Here is an 18064-nt window from a genome sequence, read left to right as displayed (position 1 = left end):
GGGCGCGGCATCGGGGGCAAGCGGCGCGGGGCCGATCGCCCGACATTGACGCTTGCCAATTCCCATCGCCGCGAATTGGTATAAGCTGCAATGGAATCGGCCGGAAGGTGAATGCACAATGGTATCGCCACGACTTTCACGCCTGGACGGCCATCGCCGGAAGTTCCTGGCGATCGTCGACGAAACGCCCGAATGCCGGCGTGCCAGCCGCTATGCCGCGACGCGGGCGAAGAATTCCAACGGTGCCGTGGTGCTGCTCTACGTCATCCCCGCCGGTGACTTTCGCGAGTGGCTCGGGGTGGAAGAGATCATGCGGGCGGAGGCCCGCGAGGCGGCCGAGGCGGTCCTGGCGAAGGTCGCCCAGTCGCTGCGCGAAACGCTCGGCATCGAGCCGGAAACGGTGATCCGCGAGGGCAACGCAACCGAGCAGATCAACGCCCAGATCGAGGAGGACCGCGACATCGCGATCCTGGTGCTGGCCGCCGGCTCGGCGAAGGAAGGACCGGGGCCGCTGGTCTCCTCGCTTGCCGGTCGCGGCGCTGCCTTTGCGATCCCCGTGACGGTGATTCCGCAAGACCTGACGGACGAGGAGCTCGACGCGCTGAGTTGAGGGCTCGCGGCTGGCGAGCGCGATTTTGCCGCCGGTCTCTTGATGCGGCGCAGGGAAAAGTCTATCTTTCTTTTGAATAATTCTAAACAGTTCGCTGTGGGCCGCGGCCTGGCAGCATGGAGACGAAACGATGTTCATCCAGACCGAAACCACGCCGAATCCGGCGACCCTGAAGTTCCTGCCCGGCAAGGTCGTGCTGGAGCAGGGCACGGCTGAGTTTCGCAGCGCGACGGATGCCGCCGCCGCGTCGCCGCTCGCCGCCCGCCTTTTTGCCGTGCCGGGGGTGACCGGCGTGTTCTTCGGCTACGATTTCATCACGGTCACCAAGGAGGACGCGGACTGGCAGCATCTGAAGCCGGCCATCCTCGGCACGATCATGGAGCATTTCATGTCCGGGCAGCCCGTGCTGGCCGCCGGGTCGTTCGGTGACGAAGAGAACGAGGAAGGCGAGTTCTATGACGAGGGGGACGAGGCGATCGTCGCCACGATCAAGGAACTGCTGGCCACCCGCGTCCGGCCCGCGGTTGCGCAGGACGGCGGCGACATCACTTTCAAGGGCTATCGCGACGGCCGCGTCTATCTCAACATGAAGGGCGCCTGCTCCGGCTGCCCGTCGTCCACCGCAACGCTGAAACACGGTGTGCAGAAGCTGCTGCACCATTTCGTACCGGAAGTGCAGGAAGTTGAAGCTGTCATGTGAATTCCGGCGCCCGAACGTCGGGTGCCTTCGATGATCCTGCTGGCGCTCGACACCTCCGGCAGCGGCTGCAACGTGGCCGTATACGACAGTGATGAAGACAGGACGCTTGGCGCCGCCGGCGAAGACATCAGCCGCGGCCATGCCGAGCGCCTGATGGCGTTCATCGACCTGGCGCTTGCGAAGGCCGGCGTCGACCTGCCGCAGATCGAGCGGATCGCCGTTACGATCGGCCCGGGCTCGTTTACCGGCATCCGTGTGGGGGTGGCGGCCGCGCGCGGCCTGTCACTGGCGCTGAACGTCCCCTCCGTCGGCGTCACGACGCTCGCCGGTCTGGCCGCGCAGCATCTGCGCGACCAGCCGGGCACGCCCGTGTTCGTCGCGATCGACGCCAAGCGGGGCGAAGCCTATTGCCAGGCTTTCTCGCCCGATGGCCAGCCCGCCGGTGAGGCGGCCGTGCTCTCCCTGGACGAAGCAAGGATCGCTGCGGCCGCGGCAGGCGGCCCCGTCATAGGTTCGGCTGCGCCGCTTCTCGGCGACGGTGAGACGGCCGGCCCCTCAGATACGCTCTCCATCGACATCGTCGCGCGGCTCGGCGCGCTCGCCGATCCCACGGCCGACCGGCCGAAACCACTCTATCTTCGCGGCCCGGACGCCAAGCCCCAGGCCGGCTTTGCCATTGCGAGGGCCTGATTGCCGTGGCGCTGACCGACTTTTTCATGCGCAAGCCGGAATTCGAGATCTTTCCGATCGCCCCGGGCGATCGCGGCGTGGCCGCAAGGCTGCACAAGGCGCGCTTCGCGCGCGCCTGGAGTGACGGCGAGTTTCATTCGCTGCTCGCCCAGGACACGGTTTTCGGCTTCGTCGCCTGGCAGGTGAACACGTCCGGCCGGTCGGCCGGCGGCTTCGTGCTGGCGCGTGCTGCGGCAGGCGAGGCGGAGATCCTGACGATCAGCGTCGATGCGCGTTTCGAGCGCGCCGGCCTCGGCTGGCGGCTGATGCTGGCGGCCCTGCGCGAGGCGCGCATGCGCGGTGCCGACGAAATCTTTCTCGAGGTGGATGAGGGCAACATCGCCGCGCTGAGGCTCTACGACAAGCTCGGCTTCACCAAGGTCGGCGAACGGAAAGCCTACTACGAGGGGGCCGGCGGACGGTCCACGGCGCTTGTCATGAGGCGCGATCTTCGCTAGTCCCCATGTGAGCGGTGCCAGATTTCGATGCGCACCGGACCTAGTGGCGACGGGAACAGTGCGACATGACAGAGCCGGAGAAAACGCTGGAAGAGCTTTGCGTCGAGCGCGGCATGCGCATGACCGAGCAGCGCCGCGTCATCGCCCGCGTGCTGGAGAGTTCCGCCGACCATCCCGACGTGGAGGAGCTCTATCGCCGCTCGGCGGAGGTGGACCCGCGCATCTCGATTTCCACGGTCTACCGCACGGTGAAGCTGTTCGAGGACGTCGGCATCATCGAGCGTCATGATTTCCGCGACGGCCGCTCGCGCTACGAGACGGTTCCCGAGGAGCATCACGATCATCTGATCGACCTGAAGAGCGGCCGGGTGATCGAGTTCCACTCGCCCGAAATCGAGGCGCTGCAGGAGCGGATCGCGCGTGAGCATGGCTTCCGGCTCGTCGATCACCGGCTAGAGCTCTACGGCGTGCCCCTGAAGGAGGGCGAGTAGGGCGGTCTGTCGAGGCGCCGCCCGCTCGCGAGACGCGCTTGATCGCCTGGCTCCGCATCGTTCTTGCTCTCTCCTGCCTGGCGCTGGTGACGCTGGCGCTGCTGCCGGTCCAACTCGTCGCCCTCCGCTTCGACCTCAGGCTTCGCCGGCGCATTCCACGGCTCTGGCATCGCGCGGCCTGCCGGCTGATCGGACTGCACGTGCGGGTGCACGGAACGCTGGAACGGCGCCGGCCATTGATGCTGGCGGCCAACCATGCGTCCTGGAAGGACATTCTCGTGCTCGGCTCGATCGCCGACGTCGTCTATATCGCCAAGGCCGAAGTGCGGGACTGGCCGGTCTTCGGGCTTCTTGCCCGTCTCCAGGCGTCGATCTTCGTCGTGCGCGAGGAGCGGCGAAAGACCGGTGAGCAGGTCAACGACATCGCCGCGCGTCTCGCGGACGGCGAGATCGTCGTTCTGTTTCCGGAAGGCACGACCTCGGACGGCAACCGGCTGCTGCAGATCAAGACCTCGCTGTTCGGTGCCGCGGCCAGCGCCGCTTCCGCCGCCCCGGGCGGCACGGTCTTCATCCAGCCGGTTTCGATCGCCTACACCGGCGTTCACGGCATGGCGATGGGGCGTTATCACCGCCCGATCGCCGCCTGGCCCGGCGACATCGAGATGATCCCGCATCTGCTCGGCATCCTGAAGGAGGGGGCGCTCGAGGTGGACGTCGATTTCGGCGAGATGATCGTCTACGGTCCTTCGAGCAACCGCAAGGTCGTCAGCCGCGAGGTGGAGGCTCGAATCCGCAAGATGCTCGGCGATCGGCTGCGCGGGCGGTGAAAGGGCTTCATTTTCCGGGCCGTTTCGACTAAAGAGCCGCCATGACCGACCAGATTTCCGCTACCGAAGTGGCCGAGCAGCAGACGCCGGCGACCGCCAGCACCCGCAAGGTGTTCGTGAAGACCTATGGCTGCCAGATGAACGTCTACGACAGCGAGCGCATGACCGATGCGTTGGCCAAGGACGGTTACGAGGCGACGACCACGCTCGAGGACGCCGATCTCGTCCTCCTCAACACCTGCCATATCCGCGAGAAGGCGGCGGAAAAGGTCTACTCGCAGCTCGGCCGCCTGCGCGACATGAAGAAGGCGCGCGCCAAGGAAGGCCGCGACTTCATGATCGGCGTCACCGGCTGCGTCGCCCAGGCCGAAGGCGACGAGATCCTGCGTCGCGCCCCGGCGGTCGACCTCGTCATCGGGCCGCAGACCTATCATCGTCTGCCGGAGGCGCTCAGGCGCGCCAAGCAGGGCGAGCGCGTCGTCGAGACCGACTATGCGATCGAGGACAAGTTCGATCACCTGCCCGCACCGCAGAAGGCGCAGACCCGTGCGCGCGGCGTCACCGCGTTCCTGACGGTGCAGGAGGGCTGCGACAAGTTCTGCACCTTCTGCGTCGTGCCCTACACGCGCGGCTCCGAGGTCTCCCGCCCGATGGACAAAATCGTCGCCGAGGCGGAACGGCTGGTCGAGGCCGGCGTGCGCGAGATCACCCTGCTCGGCCAGAACGTCAACGCCTGGCACGGGATCGGCCCCGACGGCGTCGAACTGGGGCTCGGCGCCCTGCTGGGCAGGCTTTCAAAGATCGAGGGGCTGGCGCGCATCCGCTACACGACCAGTCATCCGCGCGACATGGACGACGCCCTGATCGCCGCCCACCGCGACCTGCCCAAGCTGATGCCCTATCTGCACCTGCCGGTGCAGTCGGGCTCGGACCGCATTCTCAAGGCGATGAACCGGCGCCACACGGCCGCCGAGTACGTCGCGCTGATCGGTCGCATCCGCGCCGTCCAGCCCGACCTTGCCATTTCCGGCGACTTTATCGTCGGCTTCCCCGGCGAGAGCGAGGCCGACTTCGAGGACACGATGGCGCTCGTGCGCACGGTCGGCTACGCGCAGGCCTTCTCGTTCAAGTATTCGACTAGGCCGGGCACGCCGGGCGCGGAGATGGACGGGCAGGTCCCCGAGGGTGTAAAGTCCGAACGCCTTGAGAGACTGCAGGCCCTGCTGTTTCAGCAGCAGACGGCCTTCGCCGCAGGTTGCGTCGGCAAGGAGATCGACCTTCTGCTTGAAAAACCGGGACGCATGCCCGGCCAGCTCGTCGGACGTTCGCCCTGGCTGCAGCCTGTTAATGTTGATGCAAAAGGTTCCGAAATCGGTGACATTGTAAGGGTGCGAATCACCGGTGCCGGCCCCAACAGCCTCTTCGCCGAGGCGATCGGTTGATGGGCGGACAGCTAGGGAGCCTTGCCGCTTGAACGGACACGAATTGATGACGACATCGCCGCGCCAGTCGAAAACGCCTGCGACAGACGCAAATCACTTCGTGCTCACCTTCGAGAACAACCGATACGCCAGCGAGCTGTTCGGTCAGTTCGACCAGAATCTGAAGCTCTTGGAAGAGCGGCTGCAGATCGACGCCCGCGCCCGCGGCAACTCCGTGGTCATTTCCGGTGACGTGGTGGCGACCAACCAGGCCCGCCGCGCGCTCGACTATCTCTACGGCCGGCTGCAGAGCGGCGGGTCGGTGGAGCTGTCCGACGTCGAGGGCGCGATCCGCATGGCGGTCGCCGCCGACGACCAGCTGTCCTTGCCGACCATGGAGCGCAAGGCCAAGCTGACGATGACGCAGATTTCCACCCGCAAGAAGACGATTGCGGCGCGCACGCCGATGCAGGATGCCTATATCCGCGCGCTGGAGCGGTCCGAGCTCGTCTTCGGCGTCGGGCCGGCCGGCACCGGCAAGACCTATCTCGCGGTCGCCTATGCCGCCCAGCTTCTCGAACGCGGCGCCGTCGACCGGATCATCCTGTCGCGTCCGGCCGTGGAGGCCGGCGAGCGGCTCGGCTTCCTGCCGGGCGACATGAAGGAGAAGGTCGATCCCTATCTTCGCCCGCTCTACGACGCGCTTTACGACATGATGCCCGGCGACAAGGTCGAGCGGGCGATCGCCGCCGGCGTCATCGAGATCGCACCGCTGGCGTTCATGCGCGGCCGCACGCTCGCCAACGCGGCGGTGATCCTGGACGAGGCGCAGAACACCACGTCCATGCAGATGAAGATGTTCCTCACCCGCCTCGGCGAGAACGGGCGCATGATCGTCACCGGCGACCCCAGCCAGATCGACCTGCCGCGCGGGATGAAGTCCGGCCTGGTGGAGGCGCTGCACATTCTGCAAGGGGTCGAAGGGGTGTCGGTGGTGCGCTTCAGGGACGCCGACGTCGTTCGCCATCCGATGGTGGCGCGCATCGTCCGGGCCTACGAATCCCAGAGCGCCGTCCAGGACGAAAGCGAGCTGATGGACCGCTGAGGCGGTCCCCTGTCCCATGAGCGAGATCGACATCCAGATCAGCATCGAAGGGGGTGCCTGGCCCGACGAGGCGGCGCTTCTTGCCCAGAGCGCGCGGGTGATCGGTGCGGCGGCCGGCCATTTGGCCAGGCAGGAGGGACAGCCCTTCCCGAAACGGCCGCCCGAACTGTCGCTGCTTTTCACCGACGACGCTTCGATCCGCGCGATCAACGCCGAATGGCGGGGGCAGGACAAGCCGACGAACGTCCTGTCCTTCCCGGCCTTTCCGCTGGCGCCCGGCGACATGCCCGGCCCGATGCTGGGCGACATCATCCTGGCGCACGAGACCTTGCAGCGGGAGGCCGGCGAGCTGGGCAAGCCGTTCGACGAGCATCTGACGCATCTTCTGGTGCATGGATTTCTGCACCTCTTCGGTTATGATCACATGGAAACCGACGAGGCCGAAGAAATGGAAGGGCTGGAGACTCGCATTTTGGGCGAGCTTGGCCTATCTGACCCCTACGGGGACGACCCGGTTCAATAGTTTGGAACGATGAGCGATTTAAAATCACAGCCGCTTTCGGCTGAAAACGGCGAGGCCGGGGCCTCAGAGCAGGACGACGGGGGCAGTACGCCCAGGCCGGAACCTCAGGCGAGACCGGCACGATCCTTCTGGGCGCGCGCCACGCGCTTCTTCCGCAACCAGGACGCTTCGACGCTGCGCCATGACCTGGCCGAGGCGTTGAAGACCTCGGACCCGGCCGACGACGCGGCCTTTTCGCCCGAAGAGCGGGCGATGCTGCACAACATCCTGCGCTTCCGCGAGGTCCGCGTCGAAGACGTGATGGTGCCGCGCGCCGACATTGAGGCGGTCGAGCAGGACGTCACCATCGGCGAACTGATGGTGATCTTCGAGGAATCGGGCCATTCGCGCATGCCCGTTTACTGCGACAGCCTCGACGATCCGCGTGGCATGGTCCACATCCGCGATCTGCTCGCCTATGTGACGAAGCAGGCGCGCAACAAGCGGCGCACGGGCGCGAAGAACGGCGCCGCCGCGCCGGTTGCGCTCGCTGCCGCCGGTGAAAAGCCGGTCAAGGCGCCGAAGGCGCAGTTCGATCTCGCCCGCATCGACCTGAACAAGACGGTGCTGGAGGCGGGCATCATCCGCCCGGTGCTGTTCGTGCCGCCCTCGATGCTGGCGTCCGACCTGATGGGGCGGATGCAGGCCGCCCGCACGCAGATGGCGCTGGTCATCGACGAATATGGCGGAACCGACGGTCTTGCGTCGCTGGAGGACATCGTCGAGATGGTCGTCGGCAACATCGAGGACGAGCACGACGACGATCAGGCGATGATCACACCGGTCTCCGACGACGTCTTCATCGCCGATGCGCGGGCCGAGCTCGAGGAACTCGCCGAGACGATCGGCAGCGATTTCGACATTCGCGAGCAGCTTGAAGACGCCGACACGCTCGGCGGCCTGATCTTCAACTCGCTCGGTCGCATCCCGGTGCGCGGCCAGGTCGTGCAGGCCTTGCCCGGCTTCGAGTTCCACGTGCTCGACGCCGATCCGCGCCGGGTCAAGCGCGTGCGGATCACCCGCAAGCGTCCGCCCGCCCAGCGCCGCCGGCTGGCGAAACCGGAGAGCGAGAATGCAATCCCCCGGCCCGAGACCGCCCCTGTCGAAGGCGACAAGACCCAGAACAGCGCCTGACCCCGGCGCGATTGTGCTGAACTGATTCCGTCAGGGATGCTCCCGCGCCTTCGCCGCCGCTCTTTTGCCACCTTCACGGCCTCTAGCGGTGCGCGACAAGGGCGCCGTTTTTTGAAAGACTTGGCGCGCTGATTCGCGCGAGGCTTGAGGGGACGGTATGGAGCGACTGGCAGGCAAGGTCATGCTGATGTCCGGCTGGGCGCGGGCAACGGTGGCATTCCTGGCGGGCCTGGTCGGGGTGCTGGCGCTGCAGCCGGTTGGCTTCTTTGCCGCCCTGTTCGTCTCGTTTTCGGTGCTGGTCTGGCTGATCGACGGGGCGAGCGGTGATCCGGACGCCGGCCTGCTGCGCCGGCTGGCCCCGGCCTTCCGCATCGGCTGGTGTTTCGGGTTCGGCTATTTCCTCGGTGGGCTCTGGTGGCTCGGCAATGCGCTTCTGGTCGAGGCGGATGAGTTTGCCTGGGCGCTGCCGCTGGCGGTGCTGGGCCTGCCGGCATTCCTGGCCTTCTTCTACGGCGTTGCGACCGCGCTGGCGCGGCTCTTCTGGTCCGACGGCCTGGGCCGCATCCTTGCGCTCGCCGCCGCCTTCGGGCTTGCCGAGTGGTTGCGCTCCTGGCTGTTCACCGGCTTTCCCTGGAATGCGGTCGGTTACGGCGCAATGCCGGTGACACTGATGATGCAGCCGGCGCGCATTGTCGGCATAGCCGGCATGAACGTCCTGGCGGTTTTCGTCTTCGCTGCACCTGCGCTACTGTGGACCGGTCGCGGCAAGCGGCTGGGTTTTTCGCTCGCGGTCCTGCTGCTGGCGCTGCAGGCGGGATACGGTTTCTACGCGCTGCGCCTGAAGCCCGAGCCGGCCGATACGGATGTGACCATCCGGCTGGTGCAGCCGGTGATCGACCAGTCGCTCAAGCTTGACGACGGGCAGCGGGCCGCGGTGTTCGAGAAGCACCTGGCGCTGACCGCCGCGCCGCCCTCCGGCGAAAAACGTCCGGACATCGTCGTGTGGCCGGAAACCTCGATCCCCTTCATCCTGACCGACAGTCCCGATGCGCTGGCAAGGATCGCCGATGTCCTCGATGACGATCAGGTGCTGATCGCCGGGGCGGTGCGCACGGAGGAGGGGGGCGCCGGCAAGCCGCCGCGCTACTACAACTCGATCTATGCGATCGACGGAAAGGGGCAGATCCTCGGCGCGGCCGACAAGGTGCATCTCGTTCCCTTCGGCGAATACATGCCGTTCGAGGAGGCGTTCAATTCATGGGGGATCAATGCCGTTGCCGCCGTCTCGGGCGGTTTTTCCGGCGCACGCGCCCATCAGGTGCTGACGCTGCCTATGGGACGATCGTTCTACCCGCTCATCTGCTACGAGGCGATATTCCCCGGCGAGATCGAGCAAGCGGCCTATGCGACCGACGCCCTGCTCAATGTCACCAATGATGCCTGGTTCGGCAACACGCCCGGACCCTACCAGCACTTCCATCAGGCCCGGGTGCGTGCGGTCGAGACGGGTCTGCCGCTCGTGCGCGCCGCCAATAACGGGATCTCGGCAGTCGTCGATTCCAACGGAGAGGTTGCATTAGGGCTTCCTTATGATATGGGTGGATTCATCGATGCAGCCATACCGGGAAAAGTCGCCGCTTTTCCTGATATTGTGTCACAAAACCTCTGGTTTTGGTCTCTAGTTGCAATCTTTTTCGGAGCTGCGGTGATTTCTCGCAATGGTTTTATCAGGCGAGCGAATTGACCAAAAACCCCTAAAATTGCATAGTGACAGCGACCGGCATCATATTCGTATATCAAGTCCGGAAAATTTTCGGGTACAACGTGACGTAAGGCCCAATGGTCGATGCCGGATGACAGGCCATTTCGCGCGTTAGGAAACAGCAAAGATGGAAAACAAGAAGAAGCCGAACCCGATCGACATTCATGTCGGTAGCCGGATCCGCCTTCGCCGCACCATGCTTGGCATGAGTCAGGAAAAACTGGGCGAAAACCTGGGAATCACTTTCCAGCAAATCCAGAAATACGAAAAGGGCACGAATCGAGTCGGCGCGAGCCGGTTGCAGAACATTTCCAGCATACTCAACGTGCCGGTTTCCTTCTTCTTCGAAGATGCCCCGGGCGACGGCTCGGGCAATCAACCCGGCATGGCCGAGGCCTCCAGTTCGAATTATGTGGTTGATTTCCTTTCCTCCTCGGAGGGGCTGCAACTGAACCGCGCTTTCGTCAAGATCGCCGATCCCAAGGTGCGACGCAAACTCGTGGACCTCGTGAAGGCACTCGCGGCCGAGGCGGAAGTCGAATAGCCGCTCGCGTGCCTGGACAATTTGTGCGCAGGAAAACGGCTCCCTTGGGGGCCGTTATCTTTTTGTGGCGACTGCGGTGAAATAGTTGGACATAAAGATATGTTTATGTCGTTCTGCGCTTGTTTTTCGAGCCCGAAATGACTAAGACGGGTGCGTCTTCATTGAGGGAACTCCCGTATGCGCAGCAATTATCTTTTCACCAGCGAGTCCGTGGCCGAGGGGCATCCCGACAAGGTCTGTGATCGGATCTCCGATGAAATCGTCGACCTGGTCTACCGCGAAGCGAACAAGACGAAATTCGACCCCTGGATCGTTCGCATTGCCTGCGAGACGCTTGCGACGACCAACCGCGTCGTCATTGCGGGCGAGGTGCGGCTGCCGCCGAGCCTGATGAAGAAGGACAAGCACGGCAACGACGTCATCAACCCCGTGAAATTCAAGGCGGCTGCGCGCAAGGCGATCCGCGACATCGGCTATGAGCAGAGCGGCTTCCATTGGAAGAACGCCAAGATCGACGTGCTGCTTCACGCGCAGTCGGCCGATATCGCCCAGGGCGTCGACAATGCCGCCGACCAGCAGGGCGACGAGGGCGCCGGCGACCAGGGCATCATGTTCGGCTATGCCTGCCGCGAAACCGAGGAGCTGATGCCGGCGCCGATCTACTACTCCCACCGGATCCTCCAGCTTCTGGCCGACGCCCGCAAGAAGGGCGACGGCGACGTGGCCAAGCTAGGTCCCGACGCCAAGAGCCAGGTGACGGTGAAGTACGTCGACGGCAAGCCGTCGGAAGTCACTTCGATCGTGCTGTCGACCCAGCACCTCGACGACAGCTGGGATTCGGCCAAGGTCCGCAAGGTGGTCGAGCCGTACATCCGCGAGGCTCTGCACGACATCAAGATCGCCGACGATTGCATCTGGTACATCAACCCCACCGGCAAGTTCGTCATCGGCGGGCCGGACGGCGACGCCGGCCTGACCGGCCGCAAGATCATTGTCGATACCTATGGCGGTGCCGCGCCGCACGGCGGCGGCGCGTTCTCCGGCAAGGACACGACCAAGGTTGACCGCTCGGCGGCCTATGCGGCGCGCTACCTGGCCAAGAACGTCGTTGCGGCCGGGCTCTCCGATCGCTGCACGATTCAGCTGTCCTATGCGATCGGCGTCGCCCAGCCGCTGTCGGTCTATGTCGACCTGCACGGCACCGGCAAGGTGACCGAGGATCAAGTGGAGGCCGCGATCCGCCAGGTGATGGACCTGTCGCCCTCCGGCATCCGCCGGCACCTCGACCTGAACCGGCCGATTTACGCCAAGACCGCTGCCTACGGTCACTTCGGCCGCAAGGCCGGCCGCGACGGGTCGTTCTCCTGGGAGAAGCTGGACCTGGTCAAGCCGCTGAAGGAAGCGGTTCGGGCGGAGACGCTCAAGGCGGCCTGATCGGCCTTTGCGGAGGCGTCGGAAGATTGTAAAGCGGGCGTCTGCCTGAGGAACCGGTTCCCCTTTCGGGGCCGGCTTCAGGCAGACACCCGCTTTTATCGTGAGAGACCAGCCGATGACAGAACAGCAGCACCCGAGCCGCGCCACGGAAGCCTTCTTCGGACGCCGCAAGGGCAAACCGCTCCGCGAACGGCAGGCGCGGCAGATGGATGAGGTGCTGCCGACGCTGGCGCTCGACCTGTCACGACCGGCTCCGGACCGGATCGAGGACCTGTTCACCTTCACGCCCGCCCGCCTGCGGGTGGAAATCGGCTTCGGCGGCGGCGAGCACCTGATGCACCGCGCGCTGGAGCAGCCGGATACCGGCTTCATCGGCGTGGAGCCCTTCGTCAATTCCATGGCAAAGCTGGTCGGCCGGATCGTTGAGACCGGCGCGCGCAATATTCGCCTGTATGATGATGACGCAACCGAGGTGCTGGATTGGCTGCCGGCAGCCTCGATCGACCAGATCGACCTGCTCTATCCTGACCCGTGGCCGAAACGGAAGCACTGGAAGCGCCGGTTCGTCTCGGCGGTCAATCTCGACCGGTTCGCCCGCGTGCTCAAGCCCGGCGGGCAGTTCTGCTTCGCCTCCGACATCGACACCTATGTCAACTGGACGCTCCTGCATTGCGGCGCACATCCGGCCTTCGACTGGACGGCCGGCGATGCCGCCGACTGGCTGACGCCGTTTGCCGGCTGGCCCGGAACGCGCTACGAGGCCAAGGCGCGGCGGGAGGGCCGGAGCTCCGCCTATCTCACCTTCCGGCGGGTCTGATCCCGGCGGCGTTCGAGAAGCGTTTCTCCCGAAACCGGAAACCGGCTCCGGGACGAAAATGGGTGAAAGCCGAAAGGATGCCCGGCAAGCGCGCCTGAAAGACGGCCGCGGGTCAGTGCAGGCTGACCGTGCGCAACTCGTCTTCCGCCGCCTTGTAGAAGGTGCTGGAGCGATTGTCGGTCAGAAGGATCGGCGTGCCGTCGGCGCCAAACAGCGCCCACAGGTCGAGGCTCGGATCGATGTCCGGCGCTTCGGGGAAGCAGCGCGACACTTCGTCGGCCCGCATCTTGCGGATATAACCGATTTCGCCCGCGCCCAGATGTGCAAGGTCGGCCTGTGTGAATTGAGGCGTAATTGTCTTCAGTCCCATGGTTGCCTCCTGGCAATTCGCCGGATTGACTACCGGCCTGCCCGGATGCCCGCTGTCGTCATGACCCGTCGGTGCGTCCGGTTTAGATCAGACTATCCGTGAGCATTTCGCGGTGGTCGCCGCTGCAATGATCGCTTTGGCCTAGTCTGGTACGGAAATGTTAATTTTCTTTACCAAACGCTCCGGTTCGGGGCGCACGAGGTCGATCGAGAGGAGGCCGTTGCGCAACTCGGCACCGAGCACCCGCATTCCGTCGGCAAGGACGAACATGCGTTGGAACTGCCGGGAGGCAATGCCGCGATAGAGGAAGTCGCGCTCGCTCGTGTCGGCCTGCCGGCCGCGGACGACCAGCTGGTTCTCTTCCGTCGTCACCTCGAGTTCGTCCTCGGCAAAGCCGGCGACCGCCAGCGTGATGCGAAGCCGCTCAGGCTCGCCGGACGCGGTATCGGAGCGAATCCGTTCGATGTTGTATGGCGGGTAGCCATCGTTGCCCTTGGCGATCCGTTCGAGCGTTTTCTCCATCGCGTCGAACCCGAGAAGGAGCGGGCTGGCAAAGGGTTGTATGCGCGTCATTTTGTTAGTCCTTGCTTTCAAGCGACCGTTGCGGGACCCGAATTTCAGCATCCCGCATGAGCGCAATATGGGTATTGTCCGACGGGGGCGCAAGACGCTTGCCACGCGGCCTCCGGCAAATATAGTCGGCCGCTTGCCGGGAGGACGGCGCTGCAGATGATTCGAGAAAGTGAAGACCCATGTCGCAACGAAGAAAGATAATCATAGACACCGACCCGGGTCAGGACGATGCGGCGGCCATCATGCTGGCGCTCGGCAGCCCCGAGGAACTGGACGTTCTCGGCATCACCACCGTCGCCGGCAACGTGCCGCTGTCGTTGACGGCGCGCAACGCGCGCATCCTCTGCGAGCTGTGCGGCCGCACCGACGTCAAGGTCTTTGCCGGTGCCGATGCACCGCTCAGCCGCCCGCTCGTTACCGCCGAGCACGTGCACGGCAAGACCGGCCTCGACGGGCCCGATCTCGACGAGCCCACCATGGCCTTGCAGGCCACGCATGCGGTCGACTACATCGTCGAGACGCTGCGGAGCGAGCCGGCGGGCACGATCACCCTGTGCACGCTCGGGCCGCTGACGAACGTCGCGCTGGCGCTGCAGAAGGCGCCGGACATTGCCGGTAGGCTTGCCGAGATCGTCATGATGGGCGGCGGCTTCTTCGAGGGCGGCAACATCACGCCGGCGGCGGAATTCAACATCTATGTCGATCCGGAGGCCGCCGCGATGGTGTTTCGCGCCGGTGTCCCGATCGTGATGATGCCGCTCGACGTGACGCACAAGGTGCTGACGCTCAACACCCGGGTCGAGAAGATCCGCGCCATCGGGTCGCGGCCGGCGATCGCGCTGGTGGAGATGCTGGAGTTCTTCGAGCGCTTCGACGTCGAGAAGTACGGCTCCGACGGCGGGCCGCTGCACGATCCGACCGTGATCGCCTATTTGCTGCGTCCCGATCTGTTCGACGGTCGGGTCTGCAACGTCGAGATCGAGACCGCTTCGGAGTTGACCGCCGGCATGACCGTTGTCGACTGGTGGCAGGTCACCGACCGCAAGCCCAACGCCCGGGTCATGCGCGACGTCGACGCGCACGGGTTCTTCGAACTTCTGACGGAGCGCGTCGCGCGACTGTGAGGCGGTTGCGGAAGAGGCTTCTGCCGAACGACATCAGCACGAACTGAAAATGGAAACGGCGCCGCGAGGGCGCCGTTCCTGTTTGTGTCATGCCGTTCGGATCAGAACTCTTCCCAATCGTCCCGGGCGAGCGCCGTATTCCCGGAGACCTGCAGAATCGCGCGGGCGGGGGCAGGGCGGCGGACCGGCGCCGTCGGCTGTGCGGCGGCCTGGACCGGACGCTGCGGCTGCCGCGCCACGACCGGCTGGCCGCGCTCGGTGCGGAAGCGGGCGACGAGCGACTGCAGCGTCTTGGCCTCCTCGTTCAGCGCAACGCTGGCGGCGGTGGTTTCCTCCACCATCGCCGCGTTCTGCTGGGTCACCTGGTCCATCTGGTTCACCGCCGAATTGATCTCCTTCAGGCCGACGGCCTGTTCGGACGCCGAGGAGGAGATCTGACGGATCAGCTCGTTGATCTGCATGACCTGGTCGGCGATCTTGTGCAGCGCGTCGCCGGCATTGCCGACGAGGCTGACGCCCTCGCGCACCTGCGTTTCCGAGGCGTTGATGAGGTTCTTGATCTCCTTGGCGGCATTGGCGGAGCGCTGGGCGAGCTCGCGCACCTCCTGGGCGACGACGGCAAAGCCCTTGCCAGCCTCGCCGGCACGCGCGGCCTCGACGCCTGCGTTGAGCGCCAGGAGGTTGGTCTGGAAGGCGATCTCGTCGATGACGCCGATGATGTTGGAGATTTCGGCAGACGACTTCTCGATGCCCTTCATGGCGGCGATCGCCTTCTGCACGACCTCGCCCGACTTGCCGGCATCGTCGCTGGCGATGGCGACCGACTGCGCGGCGATGCGGGCATTGTCGGCGCTCGAATTGACCTGCGAGGTCAGCTCGTCGAGGGCGGCTGCAGTTTCCTCCAGGCTTGCGGCCTGCTGTTCGGTCCGGTGCGACAGGTCGGCAGCGCCATTGGAGATCTCGTTGGTGCCGTTGCCGATGTTGGCGACCGATGCATTGACCGTCTGGATCGTCTCTTCGAGGCTCGCCATGGCGGAGTTGAAGTCGGTCTTGATCTTGGCGTACTCGCCGGGGAACTCGCCATCTAGGCGATAGCAAAGCTCGCCGGCGGAAAGCCGGGCAAGGCCGTCGGCAAGACGCGCAACGATGTCGCGCTGCACGGTGCTTGCCGCCTGCCGCTCGGCCTCCGAGCGATTGCGCTCGGTTTCGCTCATCTGGCGATGGCTCTCGGCTTCGGCCTCCAGGCGCCTGGCGTCGGCGAGCTGGTGGCGGAACCCTTCCAGCGCCTTGGCTACGGCACCGGTTTCGTCGCTGCGCTCCTGTCCGGAAACCGGATGGGCGTAGTCGCCCTGGCTCAGGATCTCGACATCGCTGACGAGGCCAGCGAGCGGCTTCTGCACGTACCGGCGGACCGCGACCCAAAGGCCGACCAGCACGGCGCCGAGCACGATCAGGCCGCCGATCACCATCATGAAGGTCTGATCCTTGACGGGGGCGTTGATCACCGTGTGCGGGATGTCGACCAGGACGACCCAGGTTGCATTCACGTCCGGCAGCGCGACCGGATAGACGACCCGGTCGAACGACGCGCCATTGTCGAACTGGAGGTCAGAGATGAGGCCGATCTTCTGTGACGCGAGCGCGTCCTTGATGACCTCGCTGCCGGTTCCCTCATAGTCTTTCATCAGCAGGTCCGGTTGCGGGGCAACCAGCCATTTGCCGGATTGGGTCAAGACCAGAACGCGGCCCGAGCCGAAGGGCTTGAGCTGGGAGACGCGTTCGGCAAGCGTCGTAAGCCTGACATCGATCCCGCCGACGCCGATCAGTTTGCCGTTCGACATGACCGGATAGGCGATCGAGGCGATGGAAATGGCCTGCCCCGTCCCTGTTTCCAGGTAGGGTGCGGTCATGGCGCCCTTACCGCTCCTTGCCGCGAGCTGATAGAATTCGGAGTCATACTCGGACTCGAACGTGGAGAAGGTGATGCCGTCCGCGCGTTTGGTCCAGTAGGGATTGAAGGTGCCATCCTTGGCGCCACCGAACTCGGTGTTCCCGACAAATTCGGCTGCCTTGCCGTCGAAGATGTCTTTCTCCGCGGCGAACCAGCTGCCAAAGGCAAAGTCGTTGCGCTCCACATTGACCTTCAGGAGATCAATGACGCTTTTGCGATCGAGCCGTCCGGCTTCGTGGCCCGTGCCGATGATGCCCATTGTCGAGCGAGCTGCCCCGGCCAGTTCCCCCACCGCTCCGGCGATGTCTGCGGCGATCGCGCGTGCCTCGCTGTTTGCCTCGTTCAGGATCAGCCTTTCCACCCGGTCCTCGGACTGGGAAATCAGGACGAAATTCGACGCCAGCATAACGATGGCGATGGTGCTCCCGGTTACTGCGATCAGCTTCGTCGCAAGCGACTTGGCCTGTATGTTGAACATGTGATCCTCACGAGTTGAGACATTCGCCGGTGTTTCGCGGCGACCAGACGCAATCAAAATGGGAGTGGCTCCGTCATGGAGAAATGCAAATGCCGACCGGCATCCGGGAACAGCTCCAGACCCTGCGGAGGCTGCTCTTCTGTCTATTTCAGTATCGTCAAGACATTAACGAATTTGATATGATGACCTCCTGAACTCCAGTGAGTTTCTCTTCCTCTCTGTGGGGGCCGGAATGTCCGGATTCCATCAGTTTGTCGATCGAGCCGATGCGGGCCGGAGCCTGGCGGAGTTGCTGTCGCGCGAAGCCTTCGAGCGGCCGGTGGTGCTCGCCATTCCGCGCGGCGGCGTCGCAGTCGGAGCGGAGATCGCCGCCCGGCTCGGGGCCGAACTCGACCTCCTCTTCGTGCGCAAGATCGGTGCCCCGTGGAACCGGGAAGTGGCGATCGGCGCAGTTGCCCACTGCGGGGCGCCCGAGACGGTGTTCAACAGCGATCTTGTCGGCGCGAGCGGGGCGACCCGGGCCTATATCGAGGCCGAGGTCGCAAGGCAGATCGCCGAGATCGACCGGCAGCGAAAAGCCTATCTCGGCGGCAAAGCGGCAGTGACGTTGGAGGGGCGCGACGTGATCGTCGCGGATGACGGCGTGGCGACCGGGGCCACGCTGGCCGCCGGACTGAAAGCGCTCCGTCTGCAGGGCGTCCGCTCGGTCACGCTGGCCATTCCCGTGGCTCCGCCCGAGGCGATCGAGCTCCTGACGCCGTCGGTCGACCGTGTCGTCTGCCTGAAGCAACCGCGCGACTTTCGCGCCGTGGGGCTGCACTACCTCGACTTTGCGCAGGTCTCCGACGGGGAGGTCATCGAGGCGCTGCAGCGTGGAAGCGGTGAGGCAGGACAGGCCTGAAGCGCGGCGTCGTCAGTTTCCCCAAAATCAGGCATGCAGGCGCGGCCCGCCACACGGGGAGCGGGCCGCCGAC

At 65.0% G+C, this 18064-nt stretch carries 19 protein-coding genes; 16 read left to right on the top strand and 3 right to left on the bottom strand.

Annotation, left to right across the window (positions count from 1 at the left end):
- Nucleotides 1-118 precede the first annotated feature (118 nt).
- From JNC62_RS15835 to trmB, 14 genes are all read left to right on the top strand, one after another.
- Nucleotides 119-610 carry a universal stress protein gene (locus JNC62_RS15835; RefSeq protein ID WP_374839983.1) on the top strand — a complete coding sequence of 164 codons (492 nt, stop codon included), beginning with the start codon at nucleotides 119-121 and terminating at the stop codon, nucleotides 608-610.
- Between the two features lie 130 nt (nucleotides 611-740).
- Nucleotides 741-1310, top strand: a complete 570-nt coding sequence (locus JNC62_RS15830) for a NifU family protein (protein ID WP_374839982.1) — start codon at nucleotides 741-743, stop codon at nucleotides 1308-1310.
- A 30-nt stretch (nucleotides 1311-1340) separates the two neighbouring features.
- Entirely contained in the window at nucleotides 1341-2000 is a 660-nt protein-coding gene (gene tsaB, locus JNC62_RS15825; protein WP_374839981.1) for a tRNA (adenosine(37)-N6)-threonylcarbamoyltransferase complex dimerization subunit type 1 TsaB, read from the top strand.
- A 5-nt stretch (nucleotides 2001-2005) separates the two neighbouring features.
- Nucleotides 2006-2497: a GNAT family N-acetyltransferase gene (locus JNC62_RS15820; RefSeq protein WP_374839980.1), complete on the top strand. Its 492-nt coding sequence runs from the start codon at nucleotides 2006-2008 to the stop codon at nucleotides 2495-2497.
- A 65-nt stretch (nucleotides 2498-2562) separates the two neighbouring features.
- Nucleotides 2563-2988 (top strand): Fur family transcriptional regulator, encoded by a 426-nt coding sequence (locus JNC62_RS15815; RefSeq protein WP_374839979.1) that lies wholly within the window; start codon nucleotides 2563-2565, stop codon nucleotides 2986-2988.
- A gap of 38 nt (nucleotides 2989-3026) precedes the next feature.
- The gene (gene olsA, locus JNC62_RS15810) at nucleotides 3027-3815 is read left to right on the top strand and encodes a lyso-ornithine lipid O-acyltransferase (protein WP_374839978.1); all 789 of its coding nucleotides are present in this window, start codon (nucleotides 3027-3029) and stop codon (nucleotides 3813-3815) included.
- 41 nt (nucleotides 3816-3856) lie between these two features.
- A complete protein-coding gene (gene miaB, locus JNC62_RS15805) occupies nucleotides 3857-5257 on the top strand; it encodes a tRNA (N6-isopentenyl adenosine(37)-C2)-methylthiotransferase MiaB (protein ID WP_374839977.1) in 1401 nt (466 codons plus the stop codon).
- 28 nt (nucleotides 5258-5285) lie between these two features.
- Nucleotides 5286-6341, top strand: coding sequence for a PhoH family protein (locus JNC62_RS15800; RefSeq protein WP_374839976.1), 1056 nt, complete (start codon nucleotides 5286-5288; stop codon nucleotides 6339-6341).
- Between the two features lie 16 nt (nucleotides 6342-6357).
- On the top strand, nucleotides 6358-6864 hold the full coding sequence (gene ybeY / locus JNC62_RS15795; RefSeq protein WP_374839975.1) for an rRNA maturation RNase YbeY: 507 nt from the start codon (nucleotides 6358-6360) through the stop codon (nucleotides 6862-6864).
- Between the two features lie 9 nt (nucleotides 6865-6873).
- Nucleotides 6874-8037, top strand: a complete 1164-nt coding sequence (locus JNC62_RS15790; RefSeq protein WP_374839974.1) for a hemolysin family protein — start codon at nucleotides 6874-6876, stop codon at nucleotides 8035-8037.
- Between the two features lie 157 nt (nucleotides 8038-8194).
- Nucleotides 8195-9781 carry an apolipoprotein N-acyltransferase gene (gene lnt / locus JNC62_RS15785; protein ID WP_374839973.1) on the top strand — a complete coding sequence of 529 codons (1587 nt, stop codon included), beginning with the start codon at nucleotides 8195-8197 and terminating at the stop codon, nucleotides 9779-9781.
- Nucleotides 9782-9926: 145 nt separating this feature from the next.
- A complete protein-coding gene (locus tag JNC62_RS15780) occupies nucleotides 9927-10343 on the top strand; it encodes a helix-turn-helix domain-containing protein (protein WP_310411612.1) in 417 nt (138 codons plus the stop codon).
- A 177-nt stretch (nucleotides 10344-10520) separates the two neighbouring features.
- Nucleotides 10521-11777 (top strand): methionine adenosyltransferase, encoded by a 1257-nt coding sequence (metK, locus tag JNC62_RS15775; protein ID WP_374839972.1) that lies wholly within the window; start codon nucleotides 10521-10523, stop codon nucleotides 11775-11777.
- A gap of 115 nt (nucleotides 11778-11892) precedes the next feature.
- Complete coding sequence (trmB, locus tag JNC62_RS15770) at nucleotides 11893-12594, top strand: tRNA (guanine(46)-N(7))-methyltransferase TrmB (protein WP_374839971.1); 702 nt, start codon at nucleotides 11893-11895, stop codon at nucleotides 12592-12594.
- 112 nt (nucleotides 12595-12706) lie between these two features.
- Here the strand turns inward: trmB and JNC62_RS15765 are convergent, their stop codons facing one another.
- Nucleotides 12707-12964, bottom strand: coding sequence for a BQ00720 family protein (locus JNC62_RS15765; RefSeq protein ID WP_374839970.1), 258 nt, complete (start codon nucleotides 12962-12964; stop codon nucleotides 12707-12709).
- A 141-nt stretch (nucleotides 12965-13105) separates the two neighbouring features.
- Complete coding sequence (locus tag JNC62_RS15760) at nucleotides 13106-13537, bottom strand: Hsp20 family protein (protein WP_374839969.1); 432 nt, start codon at nucleotides 13535-13537, stop codon at nucleotides 13106-13108.
- 179 nt (nucleotides 13538-13716) lie between these two features.
- Here JNC62_RS15760 and JNC62_RS15755 point away from each other — a divergent pair, with 179 nt between their 5' ends.
- Complete coding sequence (locus JNC62_RS15755; protein ID WP_374839968.1) at nucleotides 13717-14661, top strand: nucleoside hydrolase; 945 nt, start codon at nucleotides 13717-13719, stop codon at nucleotides 14659-14661.
- 101 nt (nucleotides 14662-14762) lie between these two features.
- Here JNC62_RS15755 and JNC62_RS15750 read toward each other — a convergent pair whose 3' ends face one another.
- The gene (locus JNC62_RS15750; RefSeq protein ID WP_374839967.1) at nucleotides 14763-17090 is read right to left on the bottom strand and encodes a methyl-accepting chemotaxis protein; all 2328 of its coding nucleotides are present in this window, start codon (nucleotides 17088-17090) and stop codon (nucleotides 14763-14765) included.
- A 232-nt stretch (nucleotides 17091-17322) separates the two neighbouring features.
- Here JNC62_RS15750 and JNC62_RS15745 point away from each other — a divergent pair, with 232 nt between their 5' ends.
- A complete protein-coding gene (locus JNC62_RS15745; protein ID WP_374839966.1) occupies nucleotides 17323-17991 on the top strand; it encodes a phosphoribosyltransferase in 669 nt (222 codons plus the stop codon).
- The last annotated feature ends 73 nt before the right edge of the window (nucleotides 17992-18064 follow it).

The organism is Mycoplana ramosa (genome assembly GCF_041930185.1).
In the GTDB taxonomy this organism is placed as follows: domain Bacteria; phylum Pseudomonadota; class Alphaproteobacteria; order Rhizobiales; family Rhizobiaceae; genus Mycoplana; species Mycoplana ramosa.
The sequence above is the reverse complement of the archived record's forward strand: the minus strand, read 5'-3'. Positions and strand labels throughout refer to the sequence as shown.

Excerpts from the sequence above, each read along its gene's own strand:
- JNC62_RS15835 (WP_374839983.1), top strand. The coding sequence starts at position 119 with ATGGTATCGCCACGACTTTCACGCCTGGACGGCCATCGCCGGAAGTTC.
- JNC62_RS15830 (WP_374839982.1), top strand. The coding sequence starts at position 741 with ATGTTCATCCAGACCGAAACCACGCCGAATCCGGCGACCCTGAAGTTC.
- tsaB (WP_374839981.1), top strand. The coding sequence starts at position 1,341 with ATGATCCTGCTGGCGCTCGACACCTCCGGCAGCGGCTGCAACGTGGCC.
- JNC62_RS15815 (WP_374839979.1), top strand. The coding sequence starts at position 2,563 with ATGACAGAGCCGGAGAAAACGCTGGAAGAGCTTTGCGTCGAGCGCGGC.
- miaB (WP_374839977.1), top strand. The coding sequence starts at position 3,857 with ATGACCGACCAGATTTCCGCTACCGAAGTGGCCGAGCAGCAGACGCCG.
- ybeY (WP_374839975.1), top strand. The coding sequence starts at position 6,358 with ATGAGCGAGATCGACATCCAGATCAGCATCGAAGGGGGTGCCTGGCCC.
- JNC62_RS15790 (WP_374839974.1), top strand. The coding sequence starts at position 6,874 with ATGAGCGATTTAAAATCACAGCCGCTTTCGGCTGAAAACGGCGAGGCC.
- lnt (WP_374839973.1), top strand. The coding sequence starts at position 8,195 with ATGGAGCGACTGGCAGGCAAGGTCATGCTGATGTCCGGCTGGGCGCGG.
- JNC62_RS15780 (WP_310411612.1), top strand. The coding sequence starts at position 9,927 with ATGGAAAACAAGAAGAAGCCGAACCCGATCGACATTCATGTCGGTAGC.
- metK (WP_374839972.1), top strand. The coding sequence starts at position 10,521 with ATGCGCAGCAATTATCTTTTCACCAGCGAGTCCGTGGCCGAGGGGCAT.
- trmB (WP_374839971.1), top strand. The coding sequence starts at position 11,893 with ATGACAGAACAGCAGCACCCGAGCCGCGCCACGGAAGCCTTCTTCGGA.
- JNC62_RS15765 (WP_374839970.1), bottom strand. The coding sequence starts at position 12,964 with ATGGGACTGAAGACAATTACGCCTCAATTCACACAGGCCGACCTTGCA.
- JNC62_RS15760 (WP_374839969.1), bottom strand. The coding sequence starts at position 13,537 with ATGACGCGCATACAACCCTTTGCCAGCCCGCTCCTTCTCGGGTTCGAC.
- JNC62_RS15755 (WP_374839968.1), top strand. The coding sequence starts at position 13,717 with ATGTCGCAACGAAGAAAGATAATCATAGACACCGACCCGGGTCAGGAC.
- JNC62_RS15750 (WP_374839967.1), bottom strand. The coding sequence starts at position 17,090 with ATGTTCAACATACAGGCCAAGTCGCTTGCGACGAAGCTGATCGCAGTA.
- JNC62_RS15745 (WP_374839966.1), top strand. The coding sequence starts at position 17,323 with ATGTCCGGATTCCATCAGTTTGTCGATCGAGCCGATGCGGGCCGGAGC.